Raw genomic sequence first — 25,273 nt, forward strand, 5'->3', positions numbered from 1 at the left:
AGGCAGGTGAAAAGGGCACGGCCACCGCGGCCGTGCCCTTTTCGCGTCCCGGCCTCCCTGCCGCCCCGTCCGAGGGGTGGAGTTTTCCTTCGGTTTGGTTGCCAGGTATTGAAACTTCTATTCATAGTCCGGTTGACTGTCGACCATGCGTACCCGCAGACGATCCGCCCGTCTTGCCGGCGTCCTGCTGTTGACGCCGCTGCTCACCATGGCCGGCACAGTGCCGGCGACCGCCGGTGCGCCGAGTCCGGCCACCGACCCCTCCGTCACCGCTGCCGAGGACGCCCCTCGCGCCTCCTCGTACCCCGCGGACTCCGTGACGCTCTCCGGCGACCCGGCCGCCGGATCCCCGACCGGTGTGGAGCCGGCCGGCGGGCTGGAGACCGCCAAGACCACCCGCCCGGTCGCCCCGGGCCTCCAACTGACCTCCTTCGACCGGTACGACGCCGACGGCTGGCTGCGCGCCGACGCGCTGACGGCCGACCTCACCGGCGGCGTCACCGTCGACTACGTGAACTCCGGCGCCGTCAGCCGGGCCGAGCCGCTGCGCCGCGCGGTGGACGCCTCCCGCGCGGTGGCCGCCGTCAACGGCGACTTCTTCGACATCAACAACTCGGGCGCCGCCCAGGGCGTCGGCATCCGGGACGGCCAGCTGGTCCAGTCCGCCGTGAGCGGGCACCGCAACGCCGTCGCGATCACCACCGAGGGGCTCGGCCGGGTGATCGAGGTGAACTTCGACGGCACCGCGACGCTGCCCACCGGCCCGGTGACGCTGACCCAGTTCAACAACATGATCCAGGCGAACGGGATCGGCGTGTTCACCGCGCTCTGGGGTTCGTACACCCGGGAACGCGCGGTGGCCGGCGCCGCCCACGTCAGGGAGGTCGCGGTGGTCGACGGCCGCGTCGCCACGGTGGGCACGACGGCCGGCAGCGGGCCGATCCCCGCCGGCACCACCGTGCTGCTCGGCCGCGACGCCGGCGCGGACGCCCTCGCCGGGCTGCGCCCCGGCGACCCGGTGACGGTCGCCTGGCAGCCCAAGCCGGCCGACGGCAGCAACCTGCACGCGGCGGTCGGCGGCGGCAACGTGCTGGTCCGCGACGGCGTGGTGCAGAGCATCGCCGACGCGTCGCTGGCCCCGCGCACGGCGGTCGGCTTCTCCGCCGACGGCCGACGCATGATCATGCTCACCGTCGACGGCCGGCAGGTCGACAGCCGCGGCGTCACCCAGACCGAGATGGGCCGGATGATGGCCGAACTCGGCGCCCACCACGCGCTCAACCTCGACGGTGGCGGCTCGTCCACGCTGCTCGCCCGCGAGCCGGGCGCGGAAGCCGTGCAGGTGGAGAACAGCCCGTCCGACGGCACGGAGCGCGCGGTGCCCAACGGCCTGGCCCTCTACGCGCCCAAGGGCAGCGGCCGGCTGACCGGGTACTGGCTGGAGACCGCCAGCGACCCGACCAGCGCGCCGGGCGTCGCGCCGGTGCGCGGCGGCCGCCCCGACCGGGTCTTCCCCGGACTGACCCGCCGGCTCACCGCCGCCGGCCACGACGAGACGTACGGCCCGGCGGCCGGCGCCCCGAAGTGGCGGGCCAACCCGGCGGTGCACGGCACGGTCGACGACGGCGTCTTCCGGGCCGGCGTGCCCGGCCGCGCCACGGTCACCGCCTGGCGGGACGAGGCGAGCGGCACCCTGGACCTCACCGTGCTCGGCCCGCTGGCCCGGATCGACTCCACCGTGGACCGGGTCGGCCTGGACGGCGCGCAGGGCAGCGCGCTGTTCGGTGTGGTCGGCTACGACGCCGAGGGCAACACCGCCCCGATCGAGCCCGCCGACCTGAAGCTCGACTACGACCGGGACCTGCTCCGGGTCACCCCGACCGCCGACGGCAACCTCGCCGTCACCGCGCTGCGGGACACCGGCTCGGCGCTCGTCACCGTCACGGTCGGCCGCCGCAGCACCGTCCTGCCCGTCACCGTCGGGCTCACCGACGTGCCGGTCGCCACCTTCGACGACGCGGCGGCCTGGAAGTTCAGCCAGGCCCGGGCCAGCGGCGCGGTCGCCCCGGCGCCCGGCCACACCGGCACCGGCCTGAAGATGACGTACGACTTCAGCCAGTCCACCGGCACCCGGGCCGCGTACGCCGACCCGCCGGCCTGGATCGACGTGCCCGGCCAGCCGCAGGCGTTCGGGATGTGGATCCACGGCAACGGCACCGGGGAGTGGCCCAGCCTGCACCTGCACGACGCGCAGAACACCCAGCACGTCCTGCGTGGCCCGCTGATCACCTGGAAGGGCTGGAGGTACGTCGAGTTCGCCGTGCCCGCCGGGGTGCAGTACCCGGTGCGGGTCCGCCGGTTCTACGTGGCCGAGACCAACGCCGCCGCGCAGTACCGCAGCGAGGTGGTCATCGACGACCTGGTGGCGAAGGTGCCGCCGACGCTCGACGCGCCGGCCGAGGCGCCGCGCACCGACCGGGTGGTGCTCCGCGACGGCACGGTCGACGGCGCGCCCTGGCGCTTCGCGGTCATGTCCGACGCGCAGTTCGTCGCGGCGGACCCGGACAGCGACCTGGTCGCCCAGGCCCGCCGTACGCTCCGCGAGGTCAAGGCCGCGAAGCCGGACTTCCTGGTGATCAACGGCGACTTCGTGGACACCGCGTACCCGGCCGACTTCGCGCTGGCGAAGCGGATCCTGGACGAGGAGCTGGGCGGGGAGCTGCCGTACTACTACGTGCCCGGCAACCACGAGATCATGGGCGCCCCCATCGCCAACTTCCGGGCCGCGTTCGGGGACACCCAGCGGGTCTTCGACCACAAGGGCACCCGGTTCGTCACGCTGAACTCGTCGACCGGCTCGCTGCGCGGCGGCGGCTTCGACCAGGTGCGGATGCTGCGCGAGGCGCTCGACTCGGCGGCCGGCGACCCGGCCGTCGGCTCGGTGGCCGTGCTGCACCACCACCCGCCGCGCGACCCGAGCCCCGCCAAGGCCAGTCAGCTCGCCGATCGGAAGGAGGCGGCGCTGCTGGAGCAGTGGCTGGCCGACTTCCAGCACCGCACCGGCAAGGGAGCGGTCTTCGTCGGCGGGCACGTCGGCACCTTCCACGCCGACCGGGTCGACGGGGTGCCGTACCTGATCAACGGCAACGCGGGCAAGAACCCGTCCACCCCGGCGGACCAGGGCGGCTTCACCGGGTGGACCGAGTTCGGCGTGGACCCGGTGAGCCCGGCCGAGGCCGACCGGGCCCGGCGGAACCCGCTCGTCGAGGGCCCGCGCTGGGTCGCCGCCGAGTTCCACGCGCACGTCGACCGGCTCGCGCTGGCCGCTCCGGCCAGCGTCGCCGTCGGCGCCCCGGCCCTGGTCACCGCCACGGTGACCCAGCCGGGCGGGCGTGCGGTGCCGGTGGCGGCGCCGGTGAGCGCGGACTGGTCCGCCTCGCCGAACGTGCACGTCGGCTCGATCCTCGGGCTGAAGCCCTGGCACGTGGCCCGCTTCGACCCCGCCACGGGCACGCTCACCGCCCTGCGTCCCGGCGCCCAGGTCAAGCTGGCCGTCGACGTAAACGGCGTGCGCGCCGAGGCGACCGTCACCCTGACCGCCGCCGCCGAGGCCCCCGCCGCCTGACGCGCGGCCGAGGGCCCCTCCCGACGCCACAGCGCGCGGGAGGGGGACCGGACCGGCACCGCCCGAGGCCCGCACCGACTCCGGTGCGGGCCTCGGGTGTCCGTCGGGCTCAGAAGTCGCCCTCGGCCACCTGGAAGACGGTCAGGCCGAGGGACCGCCACATCCGCACCACCTGCTGACGGTCGTCGAAGACACCCACCACCCGGTAGCGGTCGGCGACCTCGCGTTCGTAGATCTCCCGCTTCACCACCGAGTCCTTGCGGTTGTCCCCGACGGCCCGCAGGTGCAGCCCGAGGTAGGGGACCCGGACGTGCCGGGCCAGCCACGCCTCGGTGGCGGTTCGGGCGGTGGCGTCCCGGCCGGAGCAGAAGACCACCCCGTACCCGGCCGCGTGCATGGCCCGGACCGCCGCGATCACCGCCGGGTTCGGCTCGTCCTCGCCGACGCGGGTCATGTCGTACGGGCTGCGCGAGACGTTCAGCGCGACCGTGCCGTCGATGTCGACCAGGACGATCTCCGGCGGTTCGGTCGACGGGGCGTGCACCGTGGCCGGCCGCCCCGTGCGGGCCTGCGGCACCGGCAGCGGCAGGGGGCGCCCCTCCAGGTAGCGCTCGTGCAGCCGGCGGATCCACGCCTCACCGACCCGGTCGGCCTCCGGGCGGGCGGCGTCGCGGCGCAGGCACTCCGCCAGCGGCACGTCGGTGAAGTCGTGCACCTCGAACTCGGCGCCGTGCCGGGCGGCCAGGTCGGCCCAGTCCCGCAGGGTCCGCGACCGCAGGTTGGTGTCGTCGACGCAGACGTCCGCCCGCGCCCGCAGCAGCGCCTCGACCTGCGCCCGCTGCGCGACGGTCACCTGCCACTCGGCCCACTGGGTGAACAGCCGCTCGCCGTGCAACATCCGGCGCAGGTCGTCGCGGTTGACGCGGACCACGGACGGTTGCAGCGTCCGGGCGAAGGTGGTCTTGCCGGAGGCGGGCAGTCCCCGGGTGGCGATCAGGCGGCTCATCGCTCCTCCGTGTCGTACGTCTCGGCGGGCGGGCGGCGCCTCCGCCGCGACGTGCCCCGGACGGGGCACCGCCGCCGGCGGCGGCCGTGCCGGGTGAATGCCCCGCCAGGCGGCGGGAATGCGGGAGACGGGGCGTGCGTTGTCGATGCCGGACCAGCCGTGCGGCCCGATTGCCGGGCCGGCCCGCGCCCATGGCACACTGGTCAATCGGCCACCGGTTCCGGTTCACGCCCGAGCCCGTCGCACGTGGCGACGGACACCGACGGCGACCCGGCGACCATCCACGAAAGGACCGAGGCGACATGAAGCCCAACATCCACCCGGAGTACGTGACGACCGAGGTCACCTGCTCCTGCGGCAACACCTTCAGCACCCGCAGCACCGCCAAGGGCGGCGCGATCCACGTCGAGACCTGCAGCGCCTGCCACCCGTTCTACACCGGCAAGCAGCGCGTCCTGGACACCGCCGGGCGGGTCGCGAAGTTCCAGCAGAAGTACGCCAAGGTTCAGGCCAAGAAGGCCAAGTAACTCCTCGTTCGGCGCCCGCGCCCGGTTTCGTGCCGGACGCGGGCGTCGTCCGTATCCACCCTGGTTCCGTCTCCCGCCCCGTCGTCGCCGAAGGAGCTTCCCCAGCATGAGCAGCGAGCGCCTGGCCGCCCTCCTCGACGAGTACGCCGAGCTGGAGAAGCGGCTGGCGGACCCGGCCATCCACGCCGACCAGGGCGCCGCCCGCCGGGTCGGCCGTCGGTACGCCGAGCTGGTCGGACTGCACAAGGCGGCCGGGGAGCTGGAGCAGGCCCGCGCCGACCTCGCCGCCGCCCGGGAGTTGGCCGCCGAGGATCCGTCCTTCGCGGCCGAGGCGGACTCGATCGCGGCAACCCTGCCGGCGTTGGAGGAGCGGCTGGCGGAGCTGCTGATCCCGCGCGACCCGCACGACGCCAAGGACGTGATCGTCGAGATCAAGGCCGGCGAGGGCGGTGAGGAGTCCGCGCTCTTCGCCGGTGACCTGCTGCGGATGTACACCCGGTACGCCGAGCGGCGCGGCTGGCTCACCGAGGTGATCGACGCGCAGGACTCGGACCTCGGCGGGGTGAAGGACGTCTCGCTGGCGATCAAGACCAAGGGCGTGCCGGAGGGCGGCAACGGCGTCTGGTCCCGGCTCAAGTGGGAGGGCGGCGTGCACCGGGTGCAGCGTGTCCCGGTCACCGAGTCGCAGGGCCGGATCCACACCAGCGCCGCCGGCGTGCTGGTGCTGCCCGAGGCCGAGGACGTCGACGTCACCATCGACCCGAACGACCTGCGCATCGACGTGTTCCGCTCGTCCGGGCCGGGCGGCCAGTCGGTGAACACCACCGACTCGGCGGTGCGGATCACCCACGTCCCGACCGGGATCGTGGTCTCCTGCCAGAACGAGAAGTCCCAGTTGCAGAACCGGGAGCAGGCGATGCGGATCCTGCGCGCCCGGCTGCTGGCCGCGGCCCAGGAGCAGGCCGACGCGGCCGCCTCGGACGCCCGCAAGGCGCAGGTGCGCACCGTGGACCGCTCGGAGCGCATCCGCACGTACAACTTCCCCCAGAACCGGATCACCGACCACCGGATCGGCTACACCGCGTACAACCTGGACCTGGCCCTCGCCGGCGACCTGGACGGCGTCCTCGACGCCCTCGCGGAGGCCGACCGCGCCGCCCGCCTGGCCGGCGACACGGAGCTGAGCCGCCGCTGACCGTCCGGTCGGCGGCGCCCGCCACCCGCGAACCCCGCCGCCGGACCGGGTCCGGTGCGGGCGGGTCAGGAGGCGCGGGGGCGGGTCTTCGCCCGGAGCATCTCGCGGTCGGCGGCCTCGAAGGCGGCGCTGAGGGCGTCGCGCAGGCCGGGGCCGGCGCCGCCCACCTCGGCGAAGCCGACGCTGACCCCGACCGGGGTGCCGGGCACCAGCGACTCCCAGTCCTCCGTGCGCACCGCGGCGTCGATCCGGCGACCCACCTCGGCCGCCTCGGCCATCCCGGCGTGGGGGAGCACCACCACGAACTCGTCGCCGCCGTAGCGCGCCACGAAGTCGCCCCGGCGCATCACCCGGTTGATCACCCCGGCGACGCGCTGGAGCACCAGGTCGCCGGAGTGGTGGCCGTGCCGGGTGTTGACCGCCTTGAAGCCGTCCAGGTCGCAGACGCCGATCACCACCCGGTCGCCGCCGGCGACCACCGTGGCGATGTAGCGCTCCAGCCGGCGCCGGTTGGGCAGCCCGGTCAGCGGGTCGGTCAGCGCCTCGCCCTCGAAGCGGGCCGCCTCGCGGCGCATCTCCTCGTGGTCGATGCGGGCCGCGATGCCGTCGATGTAGACGTCCCGGAGCCGGTCGTTGCGCTGGGCGGCCAGCCGGAACGCCAGCCGGTCGGCCCGGTGCGCACCCGCGTGGTCGCCGGAGCGGGCCAGGGCGATGCTGCGCAGCCGCGCCGGTTCGGCCGCGCCCAGCGTCTCGCTGGAGACCTGGACGGTGTCCAACCGGGCGACCGCCTCGATGGGCCGCTCCTCCGCGACGGCCAGGCAGACCTGGCCGAGCTGGCGCATGTCGCGGGCCCGGGCGCTGTCCCCGCCGTGGCCGAGCAGCCGCGCCGGGGCGGCGTCCGTGCCGGCCTCCAGCCGGTCGCCGAGGGCTCCCCGCCGGGCGGCGGCGTAGCCGTACGCGGCCAGGCTGCTCGGGCGCAGCCTCCCGGCCCGGCCGCTGCGCAGGAACCGGTCCAGGTCGGCGGCGACGTCCCGCAGCACCCGCAGGCAGCCGTCGCTGTCGCCGTTGTGGTCCAGCGCCACCGCGTTGCGCAGCCGGATCCCCGGGGCGGCGAACGTCTCCTCCGGGATGCCGGCGGCCGTCCCGAGCTGCCGGGCCCGCTCGATCGCCCCGAGGGCGTAGCCGTGGAAGCTGAGGTAGGAGTAGGCCATCGCCAGGTCGTGCCAGCCCCACGCGGTGTCCCGGTCCGGGTCCGCCACCGCGCCCAGCGCCCGGGCGGCCTTCACCAGGTGGGTGACGCAGCGGTCCAGCGCGCCCTGGTGGTGCGCGGCGAGTGCCGCCAGCGCGTTGAGGTGCCCGTGCAGGTAGGGCTCGGCGAGGTCGCGCACGGCGCTGGAGGCATCCTCGACGGCCCGCGTGTACTCGGCCGTCCGCCCGAGGTTGATCACTGCCGAGAGGCGCTGCACCAGGGCGTCGGCCCGCGCGTACGGGTCGGTGGTGGTGCCGATGACGCGTTCGAGGATCGCGTACGCCTCCGCGGAACGGCTGGACTCCTGCAACGCCCGCGACCGCGTCAGGGCGTCAACCTGGTCGGTGACCCGGTCGAGCCAACCCACCCGCGACCTCCTGTCGGTGTGCGCCCGGACGCATCCGCTCGTGATGTCCGCCGCGACGCCCCATGATTATCTCGTGACGACCGCGCCGCAACAGCCGTCCGAAGGGACGAGACGACAACGCCCTTCCGTGGCGGTGGCCCGGGCGGCACGGGCGCTCGCCGACGCCGGGATCGAGGCGGCCCGCGCCGAGGCCGAGCAGCTGGCCGCGTACGTGCTGGGGGTGCCCCGGGGGCGGCTGGCGCTGGCCGACGGCTTCACCGCCGAGCAGCTCGACCGGTTCGACGGGCTGGTCGCCCGGCGGGCCGACCGGGAGCCGTTGCAGCACCTCACCGGCGTCGCCGGCTTCCGGCACCTGGACCTGGCCGTCGGGCCGGGCGTCTTCGTGCCCCGGCCGGAGACCGAGCTGCTCGCCGGCTGGGGGATCGCGCGGGGCCGGGAGCTGGCCGCGCCGCTGGTGGTGGACCTGTGCAGCGGCTCGGGCGCCATCGCCCTGTCGGTCGCCCAGGAGCTGCCGGCGGCCCGGGTGGTGGCGGTGGAACGCTCGGCCGATGCCCTGCCCTGGCTGCGGCGCAACGCGGCCGCCCGCGCCGCGACGGGGGACCGGCCGATCGAGGTGGTCGAGGCGGACGTCACCGCCCCGGACCTGCTGGCCGACCTCGTGGGCCGGGTCGACGTGCTGCTCTGCAATCCGCCGTACGTGCCGTCCGACGTGCCCGTACCGCCGGAGGTGGGTCGGCACGACCCGGCGAGCGCGGTCTTCGGCGGGGCGGACGGCCTCGCGGTGATCCGCCCGCTGGTCGTCCGGGCGGCGGCCCTGCTGCGCCCCGGCGGGGTGTTCGGCGTCGAGCACGACGACACGCACGGCACGGCGGTGCCCGACCTGCTGGCCGCGGACGGCCGGTTCGAGGCGGTCACCGACCACCGGGACCTGGCGGGGCGACCGCGCTTCGCGACCGCGTCCCGGCGGGCGGACGGCCCGCACGCCCGCGCCGACGCGGCGTGGCAGACTGACTCCTCGTGATGCTCTACGACTGCCGGTCGCCCGCCGACCGGGACCGCGGCATCGCCGCGGCCATCGAGGCGGTCAAGAACGGCGAACTGGTCGTCCTGCCGACCGACACGGTCTACGGGATCGGCGCGGACGCGTTCACCCCGTACGCGGTCAAGGCCCTGCTGGACGCCAAGGGCGGCCGCCACGTGCCGCCGCCGGTGCTGATCGGCTCCCGGCACACCCTCGACGGCCTGGTCTACTCGCTGCCCCAGGCGGCGCGCGACCTGGTGGAGGCGTTCTGGCCGGGCGCGCTGACCATCGTCGTCGAGCACTCGCCGAGCCTGCGCTGGGACCTGGGCGACACGTCCGGGACGGTGGCGGTGCGGATGCCGCTGCACCCGGTGGCGCTGGAGGTGCTGCGCGAGACCGGCCCGATGGCGGTCGCCTCGGCCAACAAGACGGGCCAGCCGGCCGCGCTCACCGCCGAGCAGGCCCGCGACCAGCTCGCCTACTCCGTCCGGGCCTACCTGGAGGCCGGCCCGTGCCCGGACCCGGTGCCGAGCACGATCGTCGACCTCACCGGCGAGGCGCCGCGGGTCCTCCGGTCGGGCGCGGTCCCGCTGGAGAAGCTGCGCGACGTGGTGCCGGACATCCTCGCCGGCCAGGGGGTCTGAGTGCCGCCGTTCACCGTGTTGCACGTCTGCATGGGCAACATCTGCCGGTCCCCGATGGCCGAGCGGCTGCTGGCCCTCGCCGTCCGGGAGCGGCTGGCCCGGCGGGAGGCCGACCCGGGCCGCGCCGACGAGCTGGTGCACAGCCACAGCGCCGGCACCGGCGGCTGGCACGCCGGCGAGGAGATGAACCCGCCGGCCGCCCGCCAGGTGACCAACCGGGGCGGCAGCGTCTCCGGTTTCGCCGCCCGCAAGCTCCGCTCGGACCACATCGACGCCGCCGACCTGGTGCTCACCGCCACGGCGGACCAGCAGGAGTACGTGGTGGCGCTGCGCCCGGACGCCGCGTCGCGCACGTTCGTGCTGGGCGAGTTCGGCCGGCTGCTCGCCGCGGTGGACGCGGCCGGGCTGCCCCCGGCCGAGGCCACCCCGGAGGGGGTGTACGCGCGCGGCGTGGCCCTGGTGGCCGCCGCCCACGCCGCCCGCCAGGGCGCCACCGCGCTGCCCACCGACGATCTCGACGACCCGTGGGGGCGCGGCGACCAGTGCTTCAGCCGGGTGGCCGACGAGATCGAGGAGACCGTCCACCCCCTGGCCGTCGCGCTCCTGCCGTAACGGCGGCCAGTCCTCGCCCGCGCGCCCGCGGTGACGGGCCGCTCGACCGCGCGCTCCTGTCGTAACCCGCCCGAGGTACCCCCGCGCGTGAGTTTCCTGCGGGTTTGGGGGAAAGGGGCGATGAAGAGGGGCTTTCAGGTCATTCTGGGTGGGTCCTGACCGGCTCCTGCGGGGAGAGCTGATGACCCGGGCACGCCTCGACAAACTGTTTACCGTGCTGATCGCCGGCGTGCTCGCCGGCCTGGTGCTCGCGGCGGCGGCCCTCCCGGTCGCGCTGGTGTTCGGGGTCGGGTTCTCGGCGCTCGCCGCGCCGTACTCGGAGCTGCCCAACACGCTGCGCACGCCGCCGACGCCCCAACGGTCGAACCTCTACGCCAACGACGGCACCACCCTGATCACCTCCTTCTACCAGGAGGACCGGGTGGACGTGCCGCTGGCCGAGGTCGCGCCGGTGATGCGCCAGGCGATCATCGCGGCCGAGGACGCCCGGTTCCACGAGCACAGCGGGGTCGACCTGCGCGGCGTGGTGCGGGCCTTCACGGTCAACAAGGGGGCCGGGGAGACCCGGCAGGGCGCGTCCACGCTGACCATGCAGTACGTCCGCAACGTGCTCAGCAACGACCCCCGGCTCAGCGAGCGGCAGCGCGCCGCCGCCACCGAACTCACCACCGCCCGCAAGATCCAGGAGATGCGGTACGCGCTGGCCCTGGAGCGGGAGCTGACCAAGGACGAGATCCTCACCCGCTACCTCAACATCGCGTACTTCGGCGCCGGGGCGTACGGGGTGGCCGCCGCGAGCAAGCGCTACTTCTCCAAGACGCCGGCGGACCTCACCCTGGCCGAGGCCGCGCTGCTGGCCGGGCTGGTCCGCTCGCCGCACTCCGACGACCCGATCAACGGCGACGCGGACGCGGCGCTCGCCCGCCGGGCGTACGTGCTCGACCGGCTGGTCGAGTCGGGGCACGTCCCGGCCGAGGCGGCGGCCCGGGCCGGGGCCGAGCAGTTGCGCCTGCGCCCCAGCCAGACGCCGAACGACTGCACGGCGGTGCCGGCCGAGCACAACGACTGGGGCTTCTTCTGCGACTGGTTCACCCGCTGGTGGAACGCCCAGCCGGCGTTCGGCGCGACCGTCGACGAGCGGCAGCTCACCCTGCGCCGGGGTGGCTTCTCCATCGTCTCCTCGCTCGACCCGGCGGTGCAGCGCGCCACCACCGAGCAGGTCCGCCGGATCTACCAGGTGGACGACCGCCGGGCGGCGCCGACGGCCGTGGTCCAGCCCGGCACGGGCCGGGTGCTCGCCATGGCGGTGAACCGGAACTACAGCGTGACGGGCAACCCGGCCGGACAGAAGAACCACCCGAACACGGTGAACCAGTTGGTCGCCGGGGGCGGGGCGATCGACGGCTACCAGGCCGGCTCGACGTTCAAGATCTTCACCATGCTGGCCGCGTTGGAGGCCGGGCTGCCGCTGAGCACGGAGTTCGACGCGCCGGGCCGGATCGTGACCGACTTCCCCGTGACCGGGTCGGCGAGCTGCGACGGGTACTGGTGCCCGAAGAACGCCAGCGCCTCGATGGACGGGCGGCACAGCATGTGGACCGCCTTCGGCGAGTCGGTCAACACGTACTTCGCGTGGCTGACCGAGCGGGTCGGCGCGGACCGGGTGGTGGAGATGGCCGAGCGGCTCGGGATCGTGTTCCGGGCCGAGGACGACGCTCGGTTGGCCCGCCACGGCGCGCGCGAGTGGGGCCCGTTCACCCTCGGCGTCTCCGCCACCACGCCGCTCGACCTCGCCGGCGCGTACGCGGCGGTGGCGGCCGAGGGGACGTGGTGCGCGCCGCTGCCGGTCGTCTCGATCGCCGACGCGGCCGGCCGCCCGGTGGCCGCCGCGCAACCGGACTGCCGGCAGGTGGTCGACGCGGACGTGGCCCGGGCGGCGGCGGACGCGGCCCGCTGCCCGGTCGGCGACCAGTCGATGTACCGGGAGTGCGCCGGCGGCACCGCCACGGGGCTGCGCCGGCAACTCGGCCGGCCGGTCGCCGGCAAGACCGGCAGCTCGGACGGGTACGCGACCGAGACCGTGGTCGCCTTCACCCCGCAACTGGTGGTCGCCTCGATCGCCGCCAACCCCGACGACCCGCGCGACACGGTCGGCCAGCGGGTGCAGCGGCAACTCGTCGAGGCGGTGGGCGAGGTGCTCTCCTTCACCCTGCGCGACCAGCCGGTCCGGGACTTCGTGCCGCCCAGCGAGCTGACCGCCTTCCAGGTCTCCGGCGCCCGCACCGGCAACTGAGCCGGCCGCCCGCCGGGGCGTGACCGGCCGCGCGGACGGCCCGGACGAGGGGAGCCCTGCGGGCGGTCGCGCGCGGCGGCGCGGACCGGCTTGCCCGGCCGAGGGGAAGCCGCACGGGTGGGTCGCGCGCGGTGGTCGCCGGTCAGCGGCGTCCGGACGACACGGCCGGTCGGTGGGCCGCCTGCTCCGCGCCCCGGGCGATGTTGCGGGCCATCCCGCCGAAGACCACCGCGTGGAAGGGCGCGACGGCCCCCCAGTAGGCGTGCCCGGCCAGCCCGCGGGGCAGGAACACCGCCCGCTGGTGGTAGCGGCTGCGCCCGCCGTCGAGCGGGGTGACCCGCATCTCCAGCCAGGCCCGGCCGGGCAGCCGCATCTCGGCGCGCAGCCGCAGCAGCTCGCCCGGCACGATCTCCTCCACCCGCCAGAAGTCGAGCGCCTCGCCGACCCGGAGGCGGTGCGGGTCGCGCCGGCCGCGGCGCAGCCCGACGCCACCGACCAGGCGGTCCAGCCAACCCCGGGCCGACCAGGCCAACGGGAACGAGTACCAGCCGTGCTCGCCGCCGACGCCCTCGACGACGCGCCACAGGGCCTCCGGCGGCGCGTGGACGGCCCGCTCGCGCACGTCGGTGTAGGCGGTGCCGCCGGACCACTGCGGGTCGGTGGGCAGCGGCTCGGCGGGCGCGTCCGGGCCGCTCGCCGTCGACCAGCGGGTCTCCACCTCGCCGTCGCGCACCTTCGCCAGGGCCATGGCGACCGCCTCGTCGAAGCCGGTCAGCCCCTGCGGCGGGTCCGGGACGTACGCGGCGATGTCGTGCTCGCGGGCGACGGCCTCGTGGACGAGGCTCTCCACCAGCGGCCGGGCGATCGCGTTCGGCACCGGGGTGACCAGCCCGACCCAGTACGAGGAGAGCGACGGGGTCAGCGGCCGCACCGGCAGGATGACCCGCCGGCGCAGCCCGGCGACCCGCGCATAGCGCTGCATCATGTCCTGGAAGGTGAGGATGTCCGGCCCGCCGATGTCGAAGCCGCGGTTGACCTCCGGCGGCAGGTCCGCGCAGCCGACCAGGTAGCGCAGCACGTCGCGGACGGCGATCGGCTGGATCCGGTTGCGGACCCAGCGCGGGGTGACCATGCCCGGCAGCCGCTCGGTCAGGTAGCGCAGCATCTCGAACGAGGCCGACCCGGATCCGATGATCACCGCCGCCCGCAGCACCGCCGTCGGCACGCCGCTGTCGAGCAGGATCCGCCCGACCTCGGCCCGGGACCGCAGGTGCGCCGACGGGACGTGGCGACCCGCTGCCGGCTCCGGCCCGCCGAGGTAGACGATCCGGCGTACGCCGGCGGCGCGGGCCGCGGTCGCGAAGTTGGCCGCGGCCTCCCGGTCGGCGGCCTCGAAGCCGGCCTGTCCGAGCGAGTGGACCAGGTAGTAGGCGACGTCGACGCCCTCGAACGCGGCCGGCAGCGTCTCCGGTCTGCGCAGGTCGCCCTCGGCGATCTCGGCCCGCGCCGTCCACGGCACGTCCCGTAGCCGGCCGGCCCTGCGGGCGAGGCAGCGCACCGCGTGCCCCTCGGCCAGCAGCCGGGGCGCGAGCCGCCCGCCGATGTAACCCGTCGCTCCGGTGACCAGGCATCTCACGGCCTCCAGTGTGCGGCCCAATAGACTCTGGCGTTGTGGCTATTGAGACGAGCACCTTCTGGGGGCCGGACTTCGAGCAGCTCCGCGCGACGGACCCGGAGATCGCCGGGGTGGTGCTCGGCGAGCTGGACCGGCTCCGGGGCGGCCTGCAACTGATCGCCAGCGAGAACCTCACCTCGCCGGCGGTGCTGGCGGCGCTCGGCTCCACCCTGACCAACAAGTACGCCGAGGGCTATCCGGGCCGGCGCTACTACGGCGGCTGCGCCGAGGTGGACCGGGCCGAGGAGATCGGCATCGCCCGGGCGAAGGAGCTCTTCGGCGCCGAGCACGCCAACCTCCAGCCGCACTCCGGCGCGAGCGCCAACCTGGCCGCGTACGCCGCGCTGGTGCAGCCGGGGGACACGGTGCTCGCCATGGACCTGCCGCACGGCGGGCACCTCACCCACGGCAGCCGGGTGAACTTCTCCGGCAAGTGGTTCCACACCGTCGGCTACACCGTCCGGCGGGACACCGAGCTGATCGACTACGACGAGGTGCGCGACCTGGCCCTCGCGCACCGCCCCAAGATGATCATATGCGGGGCCACGGCGTATCCCCGGTTGATCGACTTCCCGCGGTTCCGCGAGATCGCCGACGAGGTCGGGGCGTACCTGATGGTGGACGCGGCGCACTTCGTCGGTCTGGTCGCGGGGAAGGTCGTCCCGTCGCCGGTGCCGCACGCCGACGTCGTCTGCGCCACCACGCACAAGGTGCTGCGCGGGCCGCGCGGCGGCATGATCCTCTGTCGGGAGTCGCTGGCCCAGCGGATCGACAAGGCGGTCTTCCCGTTCACCCAGGGCGGGCCGCTGATGCACGCCGTCGCGGCCAAGGCCGTCGCGCTGCGCGAGGCCGCCCAGCCCGAGTTCCGGGCGTACGCCGCGCAGGTGGTGAGCAACGCCCAGGCGCTCGCCGCCGGGCTGGCCGCCGAGGGCATGCGCCCGGTCTCCGGGGGCACCGACACCCACCTCGCCCTGGTCGACCTGCGCGAGGCCGGGGTGACCGGCGCGGACGCCGAGGCGCGCTGCGACGCCGCCGGCATCACCCTGAACAAGAACGCCATCCCGTACGACCCGCAGAAGCCGATGGTCGCCTCCGGCATCCGCGTCGGCACCCCGAGCGTGACCACGCAGGGGATGCGGGAGGGGGAGATGCACCGGATCGCCGGGCTGATCGCCCGCGCGGTGCGCACCGACCCCGCCGCCCCCGGGGGCGCTGAGGAGCTGACCCGGATCGCGTCCGAGGTGACCGCCCTGGTCGCCGACTTCCCGGCGTACCCCCGTGGCTGAGCCCGGGGTGCGCGAGCCGGCGGCGACCGCGCCGGCCGACCGGCGTTGGCGGCTGCGGCACCTGCCGGTCCTGCTGGGCACCAGCGGCGCGCTGATCGCGGTGGCCGCGCTGGTCGGCGCGCTGACCGGCGGCGCGGAGGCGGCGCTGGGCGCGGCGGCCGGAGTCGGTGTCACAGCGGCCAGCTACACCCTGACGACCGTGGTGCTGGCCTGGGCCGACTCGGTGAATCCGCAGCTCGTGCTCCCGTTCGGCCTCGGCCTGTACGCGGCCAAGATGACCCTGCTCGGCGTCGTGATGGTGGCCGTGGCGTCGACCGGCTGGGCGGGGCTGATCCCGCTCTGCCTGGGCATCGCCGCCGGGGTGGTGGTGTGGACCGGCGTGCACATCTGGTGGCTCACCACCGTGCACGCCCGCCGCGTCCGTCCCTGAGCGGCACCGTCCCTGAGCGGCACCGTCCCACACATCGGACGGCACGCGAACGTGTCGTGTACCGGTCGTTTCCAGGTTGGCGGAAGGGGAGTAGCGTGCCCACAGACGACGCTGCCCGCCAGAGGCCCACACAACGACGGTTGTGCGGGGGGCGAGGCACAGCCTCGTAATCCCGACTGATATCGTTCGCCCCGTCATGGCTGGTGACCAAACCCCCCGACCCAGCGGCGGCCCGGACGACGTTCCGCCCGGCGCCGGCCAGGGTTGGACCGCGCTCAGCTATCTGATCGCGGGCATGCTCGTGTGGGGCTTCATCGGCTGGCTGGTCGACCAGTGGCTCGACTCCGGGGGCGTCGCCACCGGGATCGGCGTCGTGCTCGGCATGGCCGGGGGAATCATCCTGGTCGTCCGCAAGCTCGGCACGCCTACTTAGGAAGGGACGCGGTGTTCGGACAGGCGAACGTCCTGGCACAGGGCGAGGCAGCATTCCCACCCAGCGTGGACGACTTCTACCTGCCCAGCATCCTCCCGTGGGGTGCGGAGAACTCCTACTGGTTCACCAAGATCACGGCGATGGTCTGGCTGGCCGTCGGCGTTCTGATCATCTACTTCCTGGTCAGCTACCGTAAGCCGCAGCTGGTCCCCACGAAGAAGCAGTGGCTCGCCGAGTCGATCTACGGCTTCGTGCGCAACAACATCGCGGTCGACATGATCGGGCACGCGGGTGTGCGGTTCGCTCCGTACTTCACCACGCTGTTCCTGTTCATCCTGCTGACCAACTTCTTCGCGATCGTGCCGGGCCTGCAGATCTCGCCGAACTCGCACATCGCCTTCCCGGCGATCCTCGCGGTGATCAGCTACGTGCTCTTCATCTACGCCGGCATCCGGCACCACGGCGCGGGGAAGTTCATCAAGAACTCGCTCATCCCGCCGGCGCCCTGGTACATCCTGCCGCTGCTGATCCCGATCGAGTTCTTCTCGACCTTCCTCGTCCGGCCGTTCTCGCTGGCCGTGCGTCTCTTCGCGAACATGTTCGCCGGCCACATGCTCCTGCTGGTCTTCACGCTCGGCGGCTTCGCGATGCTCAACGCGAACGCCTGGCTCGCGCCGGTCTCGCTGCTGTCCTGGGTGATGACGGTCGCGCTGACCTTCCTCGAGTTCCTGGTGATCTGCCTGCAGGCGTACGTCTTCACGGTCCTGACCGCGAGCTACGTGCAGGGCGCGCTCGCCGACGAGCACTGATTCATCCCGCACCAACCGTTGTCGTCCCGCGTGACCGTCACGCGTGATAACCAGGAGGAACCAACCAATGGACGTTCTCGCCGCGGTAGAGGGCAGCACCGCCGCCATCGGCTACGGCCTTGCCGCCATCGGCCCGGGTATCGGCGTCGGCCTGGTCTTCGCCGCCTACATCCAGTCGACCGCCCGTCAGCCGGAGTCGTCCCGGATGACCCTGCCGTACGTCTGGATCGGCTTCGCCGTCATCGAGGCGCTCGCCCTGCTGGGCATCGCGTTCGGCTTCATCTGGGCCGGCTGACCCCCGCCCCTCGGACCGGGAGGTAACCCATGTACCACCTGCTCGCCGCAGAGGGTGGTGAGTCGGCGCACAACCCGATCCTGCCCATCTGGCAGGAGATCGTGGTCGGCACGATCGCCTTCGCGATCCTCTGCTTCGTGCTGATGAAGTTCGTCTTCCCCCGGATGGAGCAGACGTTCCAGGCGCGGGTCGACGCGATCGAGGGTGGCATCAAGCGCGCCGAGGCCGCTCAGGCCGAGGCCAACCAGCTGCTCGAGCAGTACCGCGCGCAGCTCGCCGAGGCGCGCACCGACGCCGCCAAGATCCGGGACGACGCCCGGGCCGACGCCGAGGGCATCCGCCAGGACATCCTCGCCAAGGCGCGGGAGGAGTCCGACCGGATCATCGCGGCCGGCAAGGAGCAGCTCGCCGCCGAGCGGGCCACCATCGTGCGCGAGCTGCGCACCGAGGTGGGCACCATCGCGGTGGACCTGGCCAGCAAGATCGTCGGTGAGTCGCTCGCCGACGAGGCGCGTCGCAAGGGCACCGTCGACCGGTTCCTGAGCGGTCTCGAGAGCACGGGGGCCCGCTGATGCAGGCCGCCAGCCGGGAGTCGTACAAGGTCGCGGCCGAGCGCCTCGACGCGTACGTCCGCGGCGCGGAGCCGTCGGCGGTGGCCACCACCGCCGACGAACTCCTCTCCGTCGCCGACCTGCTGCGGCGCGAGCCGCGGCTGCGCCGGGCGCTCTCCGACCCGGCCCGCTCGGCCGCGGACCGCGCCGCCCTGCTCGGCGAGGTGCTCCGCGGCAAGATCGGCGCCGAGGCGCTGGACCTGCTCGCCGCGCTGGTCTCCGGCCGGTGGTCGGCGCCGTCGGAACTGCTCGACGCCGCCGAGCGGCTGGGCATCGACGCGCTCCTGGCGAGCGCGGACTCCGCGGGCGAGCTGGGCGAGGTCGAGGACGAGCTGTTCCGCTTCGGGCAGGTCGTCGCCGGTTCGCCGGAACTGTCCAGCGCGCTGTCCAACCCGACCGCCCCCGCCGCCCGGCGGGCCATGCTGGTCGACCAGTTGCTCGCCGGCAAGACCCGGCCGGTCACCGGCTACCTCGTCGGGGTCGCGCTCGCCGGCTTCGGCGGACGCAACTTCGCCGGGGCGCTCACCCGGCTGGTCGAGCTTGCCGCCGACCGGCGGGACCGGCAGGTGGCGTACGTGACCGTCGCGGCCCCGTTGAGCGAGGAGGAGGAGCGCCGGCTGGGCGCGAGCCTCTCCGCGATATACGGTCGAGAGGTTTCCGTCAAGCAGACGGTGGACCCCGAAGTTCTCGGTGGCGTGAGCGTGCGGGTCGGCTCCGACCTGTACGACGGCACCGTCCTGCGCCGCCTCAACGAGAGCCGCAACGCGCTCGCGAAGCGCTGAGCGGCCCTGCCGCCCAGCGCCCTGACACACGCCATTCGGACCGGTCGGTACTAGGTATCCCGGGCCCCTGATACTTAAGGAAGCAGAGGATGGCCGAGCTGACCATCTCGACGGAGGAGATCCGCGGCGCCCTGGAGCGCTACGTCTCCTCCTACTCGTCCGAACTCTCCCGCGAGGAGGTCGGCACCGTCGCCGACACCGGCGACGGCATCGCCCACGTCGAGGGTCTGCCCTCGACCATGACCAACGAGCTCCTGGAGTTCGAGGACGGCACCCTCGGTGTGGCGCTGAACCTCGACGTCCGGGAGATCGGTGTCGTCGTTCTCGGTGACTCCGCCAAGCTCGAAGAGGGCCAGCGCGTCAAGCGCACCGGCCGCGTGCTCTCCGTGCCGGTCGGCGACGCCTTCCTCGGCCGCGTGGTCGACGCGCTCGGCCAGCCGATCGACGGCCTCGGCGACATCGCCAACGAGGGCTTCCGCGAGCTGGAGCTCCAGGCCCCGAACGTGATGTCCCGCCAGTCCGTCTTCGAGCCGCTGCAGACCGGCATCAAGGCCGTCGACGCCATGACGCCGATCGGCCGGGGCCAGCGCCAGCTGATCATCGGCGACCGGAAGACCGGCAAGACCACGGTCGCGCTGGACGCCATCCTCAACCAGCGGGACAACTGGCGCTCCGGCGACCCGAAGAAGCAGGTCCGCTGCATCTACGTCGCCATCGGCCAGAAGGCCTCCACGATCGCCTCCATCAAGGGCGTCCTGGAGGAGGCGGGCGCGATGGAGTACACGACCATCGTCGCCTCCCCGGCCTCCGACCCGGCCGGCTTCAAGTACCTGGCCCCCTACACCGGCTCGTCCATCGGGCAGCACTGGATGTACGGCGGCAAGCACGTCCTGATCGTCTTCGACGACCTGAGCAAGCAGGCCGAGGCGTACCGCGCCGTGTCGCTGCTGCTGCGTCGCCCGCCGGGCCGCGAGGCGTACCCGGGTGACGTCTTCTACCTGCACTCCCGGCTGCTGGAGCGCTGCGCGAAGCTCTCCGACGAGATGGGCGGCGGCTCGATGACCGGCCTGCCGATCATCGAGACGAAGGCCAACGACATCTCGGCCTTCATCCCGACCAACGTCATCTCCATCACCGACGGCCAGATCTTCCTCGAGACCGACCTGTTCAACCAGGGCGTCCGGCCGGCCATCAACGTCGGCACCTCGGTCTCCCGGGTCGGTGGCGCCGCGCAGGTGAAGCCGATGCGGAAGGTCGCCGGCTCGCTGCGGCTCAACCTGGCCCAGTTCCGCGAGCTGGAGGCGTTCGCCGCCTTCGCCTCCGACCTGGACAAGGCCTCCCGCGCCCAGCTGGAGCGCGGCGCCCGCCTGGTCGAGCTGCTCAAGCAGCCGAACTACTCGCCGTACCCGGTGCAGGAGCAGGTCGTCTCGGTCTGGGCCGGCACCGAGGGCAAGCTGGACGACATCCCCGTGGGTGAGGTCCGCCGCTTCGAGTCGGAGTTCCTCCAGTACCTGCGCCACAAGCACGAGGGTGTCCTGGCGGGCATCGCCGACAACAAGTGGGACGACGAGATCGTCGCCTCGCTCGACCGCGCCATCACCGAGTTCAAGCAGGTCTTCCTCGGCAAGGCGGACGAGCGTCGGATCAACGAGGCCCCGGCCGCGCCGCTCGAGGGCGAGGAGAACCGCGAGACGGTGACCCGCTTCCGCGACGGCACGACCGACCGCCCGGTCGAGAACCAGTAAGGGCTGATTCATGGCGGCCCAGGTACGCGTTCTTCGTCAACGGATCCGCTCGGCGAAGGGGATGAAGAAGATCACCAAGGCGATGGAGCTCGTGGCGACGAGCCGGATCGCCAAGGCCCAGGCCCGGGTGGAGGCGTCCCTGCCGTACGCCCAGGCCATCACCGGTGTCCTCACGGCGCTGGCGTCCAACGCGCGGATCGACCACCCGCTGCTCACCCCGCGTCCGCGGGTGCGGCGGGCGGGCGTCCTGCTGGTGACCGCCGACCGTGGCCTCGCCGGCGGTTACAGCTCCAACGCGATCAGGATGGCGGAGTCGCTGATCGCGCGGCTCCGCGCGGACGGCAAGGAGCCGGTGCTCTACGTCATCGGGCGCAAGGGTGTGGGCTTCTTCCGCTTCCGTGACCGGCCGATCGAGGCGAACTGGACCGGGTTCTCGGAGCAGCCGTCGTTCGCCGACGCGCGCACCGTGGGCGAGACGCTGATCAAGGCGTTCACGGCCGGTGCGGACGACGTCGACGGCGGCGCGGGGGCGGACGGGGTGCTCGGGATCGACGAGTTGCACATCGTCTACACCGAGTTCCACTCCCTGATGACCCAGACCCCGGTCGCGAAGATCATCGGGCCGATGCAGGTCGAGGACCGTCCCCGGTCCGAGGGCCTGCTGCCGGCGTACGAGTTCGAGCCGGAGGCGGAGGCGCTGCTCGACGCGCTGCTGCCGAAGTACATCAACACGCGGATCTACGCGGCGTTGCTGGAGTCGGCGGCGAGCGAGTCGGCGGCCCGTCGGCGGGCGATGAAGAGCGCCACCGACAACGCCGAAGAGATGATCGAGAAGTACACGCGTGAGATGAACTCGGCCCGCCAGGCCGGGATCACCCAGGAGATCAGTGAGATCGTCGGCGGCGCGAACGCGCTGGCCGCGTCGGGAAGTGAAGTGTGATGACTGCCCTAGTAGAGACCAAGACGGCCACGGGTCGCGTGGTCCGGGTCATCGGCCCGGTCGTCGACGCCGAGTTCCCGCGCGACGCCATGCCGGCCCTGTTCAACGCCCTGCACGTGACCGTGACGCTCTCCGGCGGCGAGAAGACGCTGACCCTGGAGGTCGCCCAGCACCTGGGTGACAACATGGTCCGCGCCATCTCGATGCAGCCGACCGACGGCCTGGTCCGTGGCGCCGAGGTGCGCGACACCGGCTCGCCGATCACCGTTCCGGTGGGCGACGCGGTCAAGGGCCACGTGTTCAACGCGATCGGCGAGTGCCTCAACCTCACCGAGGGCGAGACGCTCAACCCGGACGACCACTGGGGCATCCACCGCAAGGCCCCGGCCTTCGCGGACCTGGAGCCGAAGACCGAGATGCTGGAGACCGGCATCAAGGTCATCGACCTGCTCGCCCCGTACGTCAAGGGCGGCAAGATCGGCCTGTTCGGCGGCGCCGGCGTGGGCAAGACGGTGCTCATCCAGGAGATGATCACCCGTGTCGCCCGGAACTTCGGTGGTACGTCGGTCTTCGCCGGCGTGGGTGAGCGGACCCGCGAGGGCAACGACCTCATCGCCGAGATGACCGAGTCCGGCGTCATCGACAAGACCGCGCTGGTCTACGGCCAGATGGACGAGCCGCCGGGCACCCGGCTGCGGGTGGCGCTCTCCGCGCTGACCATGGCCGAGTACTTCCGCGACGTGAAGAAGCAGGAGGTGCTGCTCTTCATCGACAACATCTTCCGCTTCACCCAGGCGGGTTCGGAGGTCTCCACCCTGCTCGGCCGCATGCCGAGCGCCGTGGGTTACCAGCCGACCCTGGCCGACGAGATGGGCGAGCTCCAGGAGCGGATCACCTCCGTCCGGGGCCAGGCCATCACCTCGATGCAGGCGATCTACGTGCCGGCGGACGACTACACCGACCCCGCCCCGGCCACCACGTTCGCCCACCTCGACGCGACCACCAACCTGGAGCGGTCGATCTCCGACAAGGGCATCTACCCGGCGGTGGACCCGCTGGCGTCCTCGTCCCGGATCCTCGCCCCGGAGTTCGTCGGCGCCGAGCACTTCGCGGTGGCGACCGAGGTCAAGCGGATCCTGCAGAAGTACAAGGACCTGCAGGACATCATCGCCATCCTCGGCATCGAGGAGCTCTCCGAGGAAGACAAGGTCACGGTCGGCCGGGCCCGCCGGATCGAGCGCTTCCTGTCGCAGAACACCTACGCGGCGGAGCAGTTCACCGGCGTGCCGGGCTCGACGGTCCCGATCAAGGAGACCATCGAGGCGTTCAAGAAGATCAGCGAGGGCGAGTACGACCACTTCCCCGAGCAGGCCTTCTTCATGTGCGGCGGTCTCGAGGACCTGGAGCGCAAGGCGGCGGAGCTGATGAAGGGCTGACCTGTCGGTCCTGAGAAAGGCCGCCCCGGCAATGCCGGGGCGGCCTTTCGTTCATCTTCAGGCCCTATCATCTCCGCTGCCCGGTTCCGCACGGTCGGCGATCACGCCGGACGCGAGGTACCGTCGATCCGCGCGCCCGCCGGTCGCGGGCGTCGATCTGTGCAACCAATCGGCTGCGCGCGCCCGTCTCCTGATCGTGGGCGTGACGAACGGAGATGATCGTGGGTAAGGCCGGCAAGGGCGGCGGCAAGTCGTCCATGTGGTCGGGGGTGCCGCGCTGGGCCCGGGTCTGCACGGTGTTCGGTGCCGTTCTCATGCTGCTCAGCGGCGTGGTGCTGGTCGGCGCAGAGGCGCTGATGGCCCGCTACGAGGGCGCGGTGGGCAAGGCCGACCTCTTCGGCGACCAGGCCGCCGGGGCGAAGGAGCGCAAGAGCGACATCAAGGGCCCGCTCAACATCCTGCTGGTCGGCATCGACCCGCGCAAGCCGGAGACCCCGCCGCTGGCCGACTCGATCATGGTGCTGCACGTGCCCGAGGCGATGGACCGGGCGTACCTCTTCTCCATGCCCCGCGACCTGATCGTGGACATCCCCCGGTTCGACAAGGCCGGCTTCAAGGGCGGCCGGGCCCGGATCAACGCGGCGATGTCCGAGGGCAGCGACGTGCAGGGGCAGAACCCGAGCGCGGCGCAGGGATTCGAGCTGCTCGCCAAGACCGTGCAGCAGGTCACCGGGATCAAGCGCTTCGACGCCGGCGCGATCATCAACTTCAACGGCTTCCAGAAGATCGTCGACGCCATGGGCGGCGTCGACATGTACATCGAGCGCGAGGTGCGCTCCGAGCACCGGGAGCCGGACGGCAAGCACCGCAAGGGCAACCCGTACGGCGACGGCTACGTCGGTCCGCAGGCGGTCTACAAGAAGGGCACCCAGCACCTCAACGGCTGGCAGGCCCTCGACTACGTCCGCCAGCGCTACCCGAAGAACGGGGTCCCCGACGGCGACTACGGCCGCCAGCGCCACCAGCAGCAGTTCGTCAAGGCCATGGCGGGCCAGGCGCTCAGCGCCGACGTGGTGACCAACCCGATCAAGCTGGACCGGGTGTTGCGGGCGGCCGGCCAGTCCCTGGTCTTCAGTGGCCGCGGCCACAGCGTCATCGACTTCGGTCTGGCGCTGAGGAACCTCCGACCGGAGACCATCCAGATGGTCAAGCTGCCGGGTGGCGGGGTCACCGAGAACGGGAAGTACCAGGGCGAGCGCTTCGAGCCGGAGGTCGAGGACTTCTTCACCGCCCTGCACAACGAGCAGCTCGACGCCTTCCTGCTGGAGCACCCCGACTTCCAGAACAAGACCAAGTAGCCGTGGCGCAGGTCTCGCCACCCGCGTTGGGGGCGCGTCGGCGGCAAGACTAGACTTTCGACAATCCGCCGCCGCAGCAAGGAGACAGCGTGGCACAGCAGCTTCACGTCGAGCTCGTAGCCGTCGAGGAGAAGGTCTGGTCCGGTGACGCCGAGATGGTCGTCGCCCGGACGACCGAGGGTGAGCTGGGTGTGCTGCCGGGGCACGCGCCCCTGCTCGGCCAGCTCGCCGAGCCCGGCCAGGTGCGCATCAGGCTCGCCAGCGGCGAGCAGGTCTCCTACGAGGTCGCCGGTGGCTTCCTCTCCGTGAGCGCCGAGGGCGTCACCATCCTGGCCGAGAGCGCCACCCCGGTTTCCGCCGCGCAGAGCCGCTGAGCCGCACCGCCGATGGGGATCGTCGAAGGGATCGGAATCGGCGTCGCCGTCATCCTCGGCGCGCTCCTGATCCTCTTCGCCCGTCGGGCGGTCGTCACGCGGAGCGGGGGCATCATCCGCCTCGGCGTCCGGACCTCCACGATGCTCGACGGCCGCGGCTGGTCCCCCGGCTTCGGCCGGTTCGTCGGCGACGAACTCCGCTGGTACCGCATGTTCAGCTTCGCCGTACGCCCCACCCGGGTGCTCTCCCGCAAGAAGCTGGCGGTGGAGCGGCGGCGGCTGCCCGAGGGGCAGGAGCGCCTCTCGATGCCCGCCGACTGGGTCATCCTCCGCTGTACGAGCGACCACGCTCCGGTGGAGATCGCCATGGCCCGGTCCACCGTCACCGGGTTCCTCTCCTGGCTCGAGGCCGCCCCTCCGGGGGCGGTCTCGCCGCGTATGGCCTCCCAGGACTGGCCCGCCGCCTGACGTCCCTCGTCCTTTGGGGGTTTCCGTTGGAGCCCACCCGCTCCGGGCGGTCAGGCTTGATCCCTCCGCGGGCGGGCTCCCCGGAAACCCCT

Annotated in this window: 23 protein-coding genes; 20 read left to right on the forward strand and 3 right to left on the reverse strand. The window is 73.0% G+C overall.

The features are described 5' to 3' along the window. Positions 1-145 precede the first annotated feature (145 nt). Entirely contained in the window at positions 146-3,625 is a 3,480-nt protein-coding gene (locus ACGF7U_RS22470) for a phosphodiester glycosidase family protein (protein WP_393109556.1), read from the forward strand. Positions 3,626-3,734: 109 nt separating this feature from the next. Here the strand turns inward: ACGF7U_RS22470 and ACGF7U_RS22475 are convergent, their stop codons facing one another. Next, positions 3,735-4,631: an AAA family ATPase gene (locus ACGF7U_RS22475; RefSeq protein WP_393109558.1), complete on the reverse strand. Its 897-nt coding sequence runs from the start codon at positions 4,629-4,631 to the stop codon at positions 3,735-3,737. Between the two features lie 302 nt (positions 4,632-4,933). On the opposite strand from ACGF7U_RS22475, the gene rpmE reads away from it, so the two are divergent. Continuing rightward, positions 4,934-5,158: a 50S ribosomal protein L31 gene (rpmE, locus tag ACGF7U_RS22480; RefSeq protein WP_393109560.1), complete on the forward strand. Its 225-nt coding sequence runs from the start codon at positions 4,934-4,936 to the stop codon at positions 5,156-5,158. Between the two features lie 106 nt (positions 5,159-5,264). After that, positions 5,265-6,353 (forward strand): peptide chain release factor 1, encoded by a 1,089-nt coding sequence (gene prfA, locus ACGF7U_RS22485; RefSeq protein ID WP_393109562.1) that lies wholly within the window; start codon positions 5,265-5,267, stop codon positions 6,351-6,353. A gap of 65 nt (positions 6,354-6,418) precedes the next feature. Here the strand turns inward: prfA and ACGF7U_RS22490 are convergent, their stop codons facing one another. Next, positions 6,419-7,969 carry a GGDEF domain-containing protein gene (locus ACGF7U_RS22490; RefSeq protein WP_393109564.1) on the reverse strand — a complete coding sequence of 517 codons (1,551 nt, stop codon included), beginning with the start codon at positions 7,967-7,969 and terminating at the stop codon, positions 6,419-6,421. A gap of 73 nt (positions 7,970-8,042) precedes the next feature. Here ACGF7U_RS22490 and prmC point away from each other — a divergent pair, with 73 nt between their 5' ends. From prmC to ACGF7U_RS22510, 4 genes are all read left to right on the forward strand, one after another. Further along, positions 8,043-8,990 carry a peptide chain release factor N(5)-glutamine methyltransferase gene (gene prmC / locus ACGF7U_RS22495; RefSeq protein WP_393109566.1) on the forward strand — a complete coding sequence of 316 codons (948 nt, stop codon included), beginning with the start codon at positions 8,043-8,045 and terminating at the stop codon, positions 8,988-8,990. Next, entirely contained in the window at positions 8,990-9,634 is a 645-nt protein-coding gene (locus ACGF7U_RS22500; RefSeq protein WP_393109642.1) for an L-threonylcarbamoyladenylate synthase, read from the forward strand. The genes prmC and ACGF7U_RS22500 overlap by 1 nt, the downstream gene beginning before the upstream one ends. Beyond that, a complete protein-coding gene (locus tag ACGF7U_RS22505; RefSeq protein ID WP_393109568.1) occupies positions 9,635-10,246 on the forward strand; it encodes a phosphotyrosine protein phosphatase in 612 nt (203 codons plus the stop codon). 181 nt (positions 10,247-10,427) lie between these two features. After that, on the forward strand, positions 10,428-12,539 hold the full coding sequence (locus ACGF7U_RS22510) for a transglycosylase domain-containing protein (RefSeq protein WP_393109570.1): 2,112 nt from the start codon (positions 10,428-10,430) through the stop codon (positions 12,537-12,539). Positions 12,540-12,681: 142 nt separating this feature from the next. Here ACGF7U_RS22510 and ACGF7U_RS22515 read toward each other — a convergent pair whose 3' ends face one another. Beyond that, positions 12,682-14,175 carry an SDR family oxidoreductase gene (locus ACGF7U_RS22515; RefSeq protein WP_393109572.1) on the reverse strand — a complete coding sequence of 498 codons (1,494 nt, stop codon included), beginning with the start codon at positions 14,173-14,175 and terminating at the stop codon, positions 12,682-12,684. A 35-nt stretch (positions 14,176-14,210) separates the two neighbouring features. Here ACGF7U_RS22515 and glyA point away from each other — a divergent pair, with 35 nt between their 5' ends. From glyA to ACGF7U_RS22580, 13 genes are all read left to right on the forward strand, one after another. After that, positions 14,211-15,500: a serine hydroxymethyltransferase gene (glyA, locus tag ACGF7U_RS22520; protein WP_393109574.1), complete on the forward strand. Its 1,290-nt coding sequence runs from the start codon at positions 14,211-14,213 to the stop codon at positions 15,498-15,500. Next, complete coding sequence (locus ACGF7U_RS22525; protein ID WP_393109576.1) at positions 15,493-15,930, forward strand: hypothetical protein; 438 nt, start codon at positions 15,493-15,495, stop codon at positions 15,928-15,930. The genes glyA and ACGF7U_RS22525 overlap by 8 nt, the downstream gene beginning before the upstream one ends. Positions 15,931-16,126: 196 nt before the next feature. Further along, positions 16,127-16,363 carry a hypothetical protein gene (locus tag ACGF7U_RS22530; protein WP_393109578.1) on the forward strand — a complete coding sequence of 79 codons (237 nt, stop codon included), beginning with the start codon at positions 16,127-16,129 and terminating at the stop codon, positions 16,361-16,363. 11 nt (positions 16,364-16,374) lie between these two features. After that, positions 16,375-17,172: a F0F1 ATP synthase subunit A gene (atpB, locus tag ACGF7U_RS22535; protein WP_393109580.1), complete on the forward strand. Its 798-nt coding sequence runs from the start codon at positions 16,375-16,377 to the stop codon at positions 17,170-17,172. 67 nt (positions 17,173-17,239) lie between these two features. Then, positions 17,240-17,467: a F0F1 ATP synthase subunit C gene (locus ACGF7U_RS22540; RefSeq protein ID WP_393109582.1), complete on the forward strand. Its 228-nt coding sequence runs from the start codon at positions 17,240-17,242 to the stop codon at positions 17,465-17,467. Between the two features lie 29 nt (positions 17,468-17,496). Continuing rightward, positions 17,497-18,039: a F0F1 ATP synthase subunit B gene (locus ACGF7U_RS22545; RefSeq protein ID WP_393109584.1), complete on the forward strand. Its 543-nt coding sequence runs from the start codon at positions 17,497-17,499 to the stop codon at positions 18,037-18,039. Next, complete coding sequence (locus tag ACGF7U_RS22550; RefSeq protein ID WP_393109586.1) at positions 18,039-18,860, forward strand: F0F1 ATP synthase subunit delta; 822 nt, start codon at positions 18,039-18,041, stop codon at positions 18,858-18,860. The genes ACGF7U_RS22545 and ACGF7U_RS22550 overlap by 1 nt, the downstream gene beginning before the upstream one ends. Positions 18,861-18,949: 89 nt before the next feature. Continuing rightward, a complete protein-coding gene (atpA, locus tag ACGF7U_RS22555) occupies positions 18,950-20,605 on the forward strand; it encodes a F0F1 ATP synthase subunit alpha (RefSeq protein ID WP_393109588.1) in 1,656 nt (551 codons plus the stop codon). A gap of 10 nt (positions 20,606-20,615) precedes the next feature. Further along, positions 20,616-21,545, forward strand: coding sequence for a F0F1 ATP synthase subunit gamma (locus ACGF7U_RS22560; protein ID WP_393109590.1), 930 nt, complete (start codon positions 20,616-20,618; stop codon positions 21,543-21,545). Further along, positions 21,545-22,981 (forward strand): F0F1 ATP synthase subunit beta, encoded by a 1,437-nt coding sequence (gene atpD / locus ACGF7U_RS22565; protein WP_393109592.1) that lies wholly within the window; start codon positions 21,545-21,547, stop codon positions 22,979-22,981. Before ACGF7U_RS22560 ends, atpD begins: the two co-directional genes overlap by 1 nt. A 215-nt stretch (positions 22,982-23,196) precedes the next feature. After that, positions 23,197-24,339 (forward strand): LCP family protein, encoded by a 1,143-nt coding sequence (locus ACGF7U_RS22570; protein WP_393109594.1) that lies wholly within the window; start codon positions 23,197-23,199, stop codon positions 24,337-24,339. An 89-nt stretch (positions 24,340-24,428) separates the two neighbouring features. Next, the gene (locus tag ACGF7U_RS22575) at positions 24,429-24,713 is read left to right on the forward strand and encodes a F0F1 ATP synthase subunit epsilon (RefSeq protein WP_393109596.1); all 285 of its coding nucleotides are present in this window, start codon (positions 24,429-24,431) and stop codon (positions 24,711-24,713) included. A 12-nt stretch (positions 24,714-24,725) separates the two neighbouring features. Further along, on the forward strand, positions 24,726-25,181 hold the full coding sequence (locus ACGF7U_RS22580; protein ID WP_393109598.1) for a DUF2550 domain-containing protein: 456 nt from the start codon (positions 24,726-24,728) through the stop codon (positions 25,179-25,181). Positions 25,182-25,273 lie beyond the last annotated feature (92 nt).

The organism is Micromonospora sp. NPDC047670 (genome assembly GCF_043204915.1).
GTDB lineage: Bacteria > Actinomycetota > Actinomycetes > Mycobacteriales > Micromonosporaceae > Micromonospora.

Coding starts and splice junctions, on each gene's coding strand:
- ACGF7U_RS22475 (WP_393109558.1), bottom strand. CDS start 4,631: ATGAGCCGCCTGATCGCCACCCGGGGACTGCCCGCCTCCGGCAAGACC.
- ACGF7U_RS22580 (WP_393109598.1), top strand. CDS start 24,726: ATGGGGATCGTCGAAGGGATCGGAATCGGCGTCGCCGTCATCCTCGGC.
- ACGF7U_RS22560 (WP_393109590.1), top strand. CDS start 20,616: ATGGCGGCCCAGGTACGCGTTCTTCGTCAACGGATCCGCTCGGCGAAG.
- atpD (WP_393109592.1), top strand. CDS start 21,545: ATGACTGCCCTAGTAGAGACCAAGACGGCCACGGGTCGCGTGGTCCGG.
- ACGF7U_RS22550 (WP_393109586.1), top strand. CDS start 18,039: ATGCAGGCCGCCAGCCGGGAGTCGTACAAGGTCGCGGCCGAGCGCCTC.
- ACGF7U_RS22545 (WP_393109584.1), top strand. CDS start 17,497: ATGTACCACCTGCTCGCCGCAGAGGGTGGTGAGTCGGCGCACAACCCG.
- ACGF7U_RS22540 (WP_393109582.1), top strand. CDS start 17,240: ATGGACGTTCTCGCCGCGGTAGAGGGCAGCACCGCCGCCATCGGCTAC.
- ACGF7U_RS22510 (WP_393109570.1), top strand. CDS start 10,428: ATGACCCGGGCACGCCTCGACAAACTGTTTACCGTGCTGATCGCCGGC.
- rpmE (WP_393109560.1), top strand. CDS start 4,934: ATGAAGCCCAACATCCACCCGGAGTACGTGACGACCGAGGTCACCTGC.
- atpA (WP_393109588.1), top strand. CDS start 18,950: ATGGCCGAGCTGACCATCTCGACGGAGGAGATCCGCGGCGCCCTGGAG.
- ACGF7U_RS22470 (WP_393109556.1), top strand. CDS start 146: ATGCGTACCCGCAGACGATCCGCCCGTCTTGCCGGCGTCCTGCTGTTG.
- ACGF7U_RS22530 (WP_393109578.1), top strand. CDS start 16,127: ATGGCTGGTGACCAAACCCCCCGACCCAGCGGCGGCCCGGACGACGTT.
- ACGF7U_RS22570 (WP_393109594.1), top strand. CDS start 23,197: ATGATCGTGGGTAAGGCCGGCAAGGGCGGCGGCAAGTCGTCCATGTGG.
- prfA (WP_393109562.1), top strand. CDS start 5,265: ATGAGCAGCGAGCGCCTGGCCGCCCTCCTCGACGAGTACGCCGAGCTG.
- ACGF7U_RS22500 (WP_393109642.1), top strand. CDS start 8,990: ATGCTCTACGACTGCCGGTCGCCCGCCGACCGGGACCGCGGCATCGCC.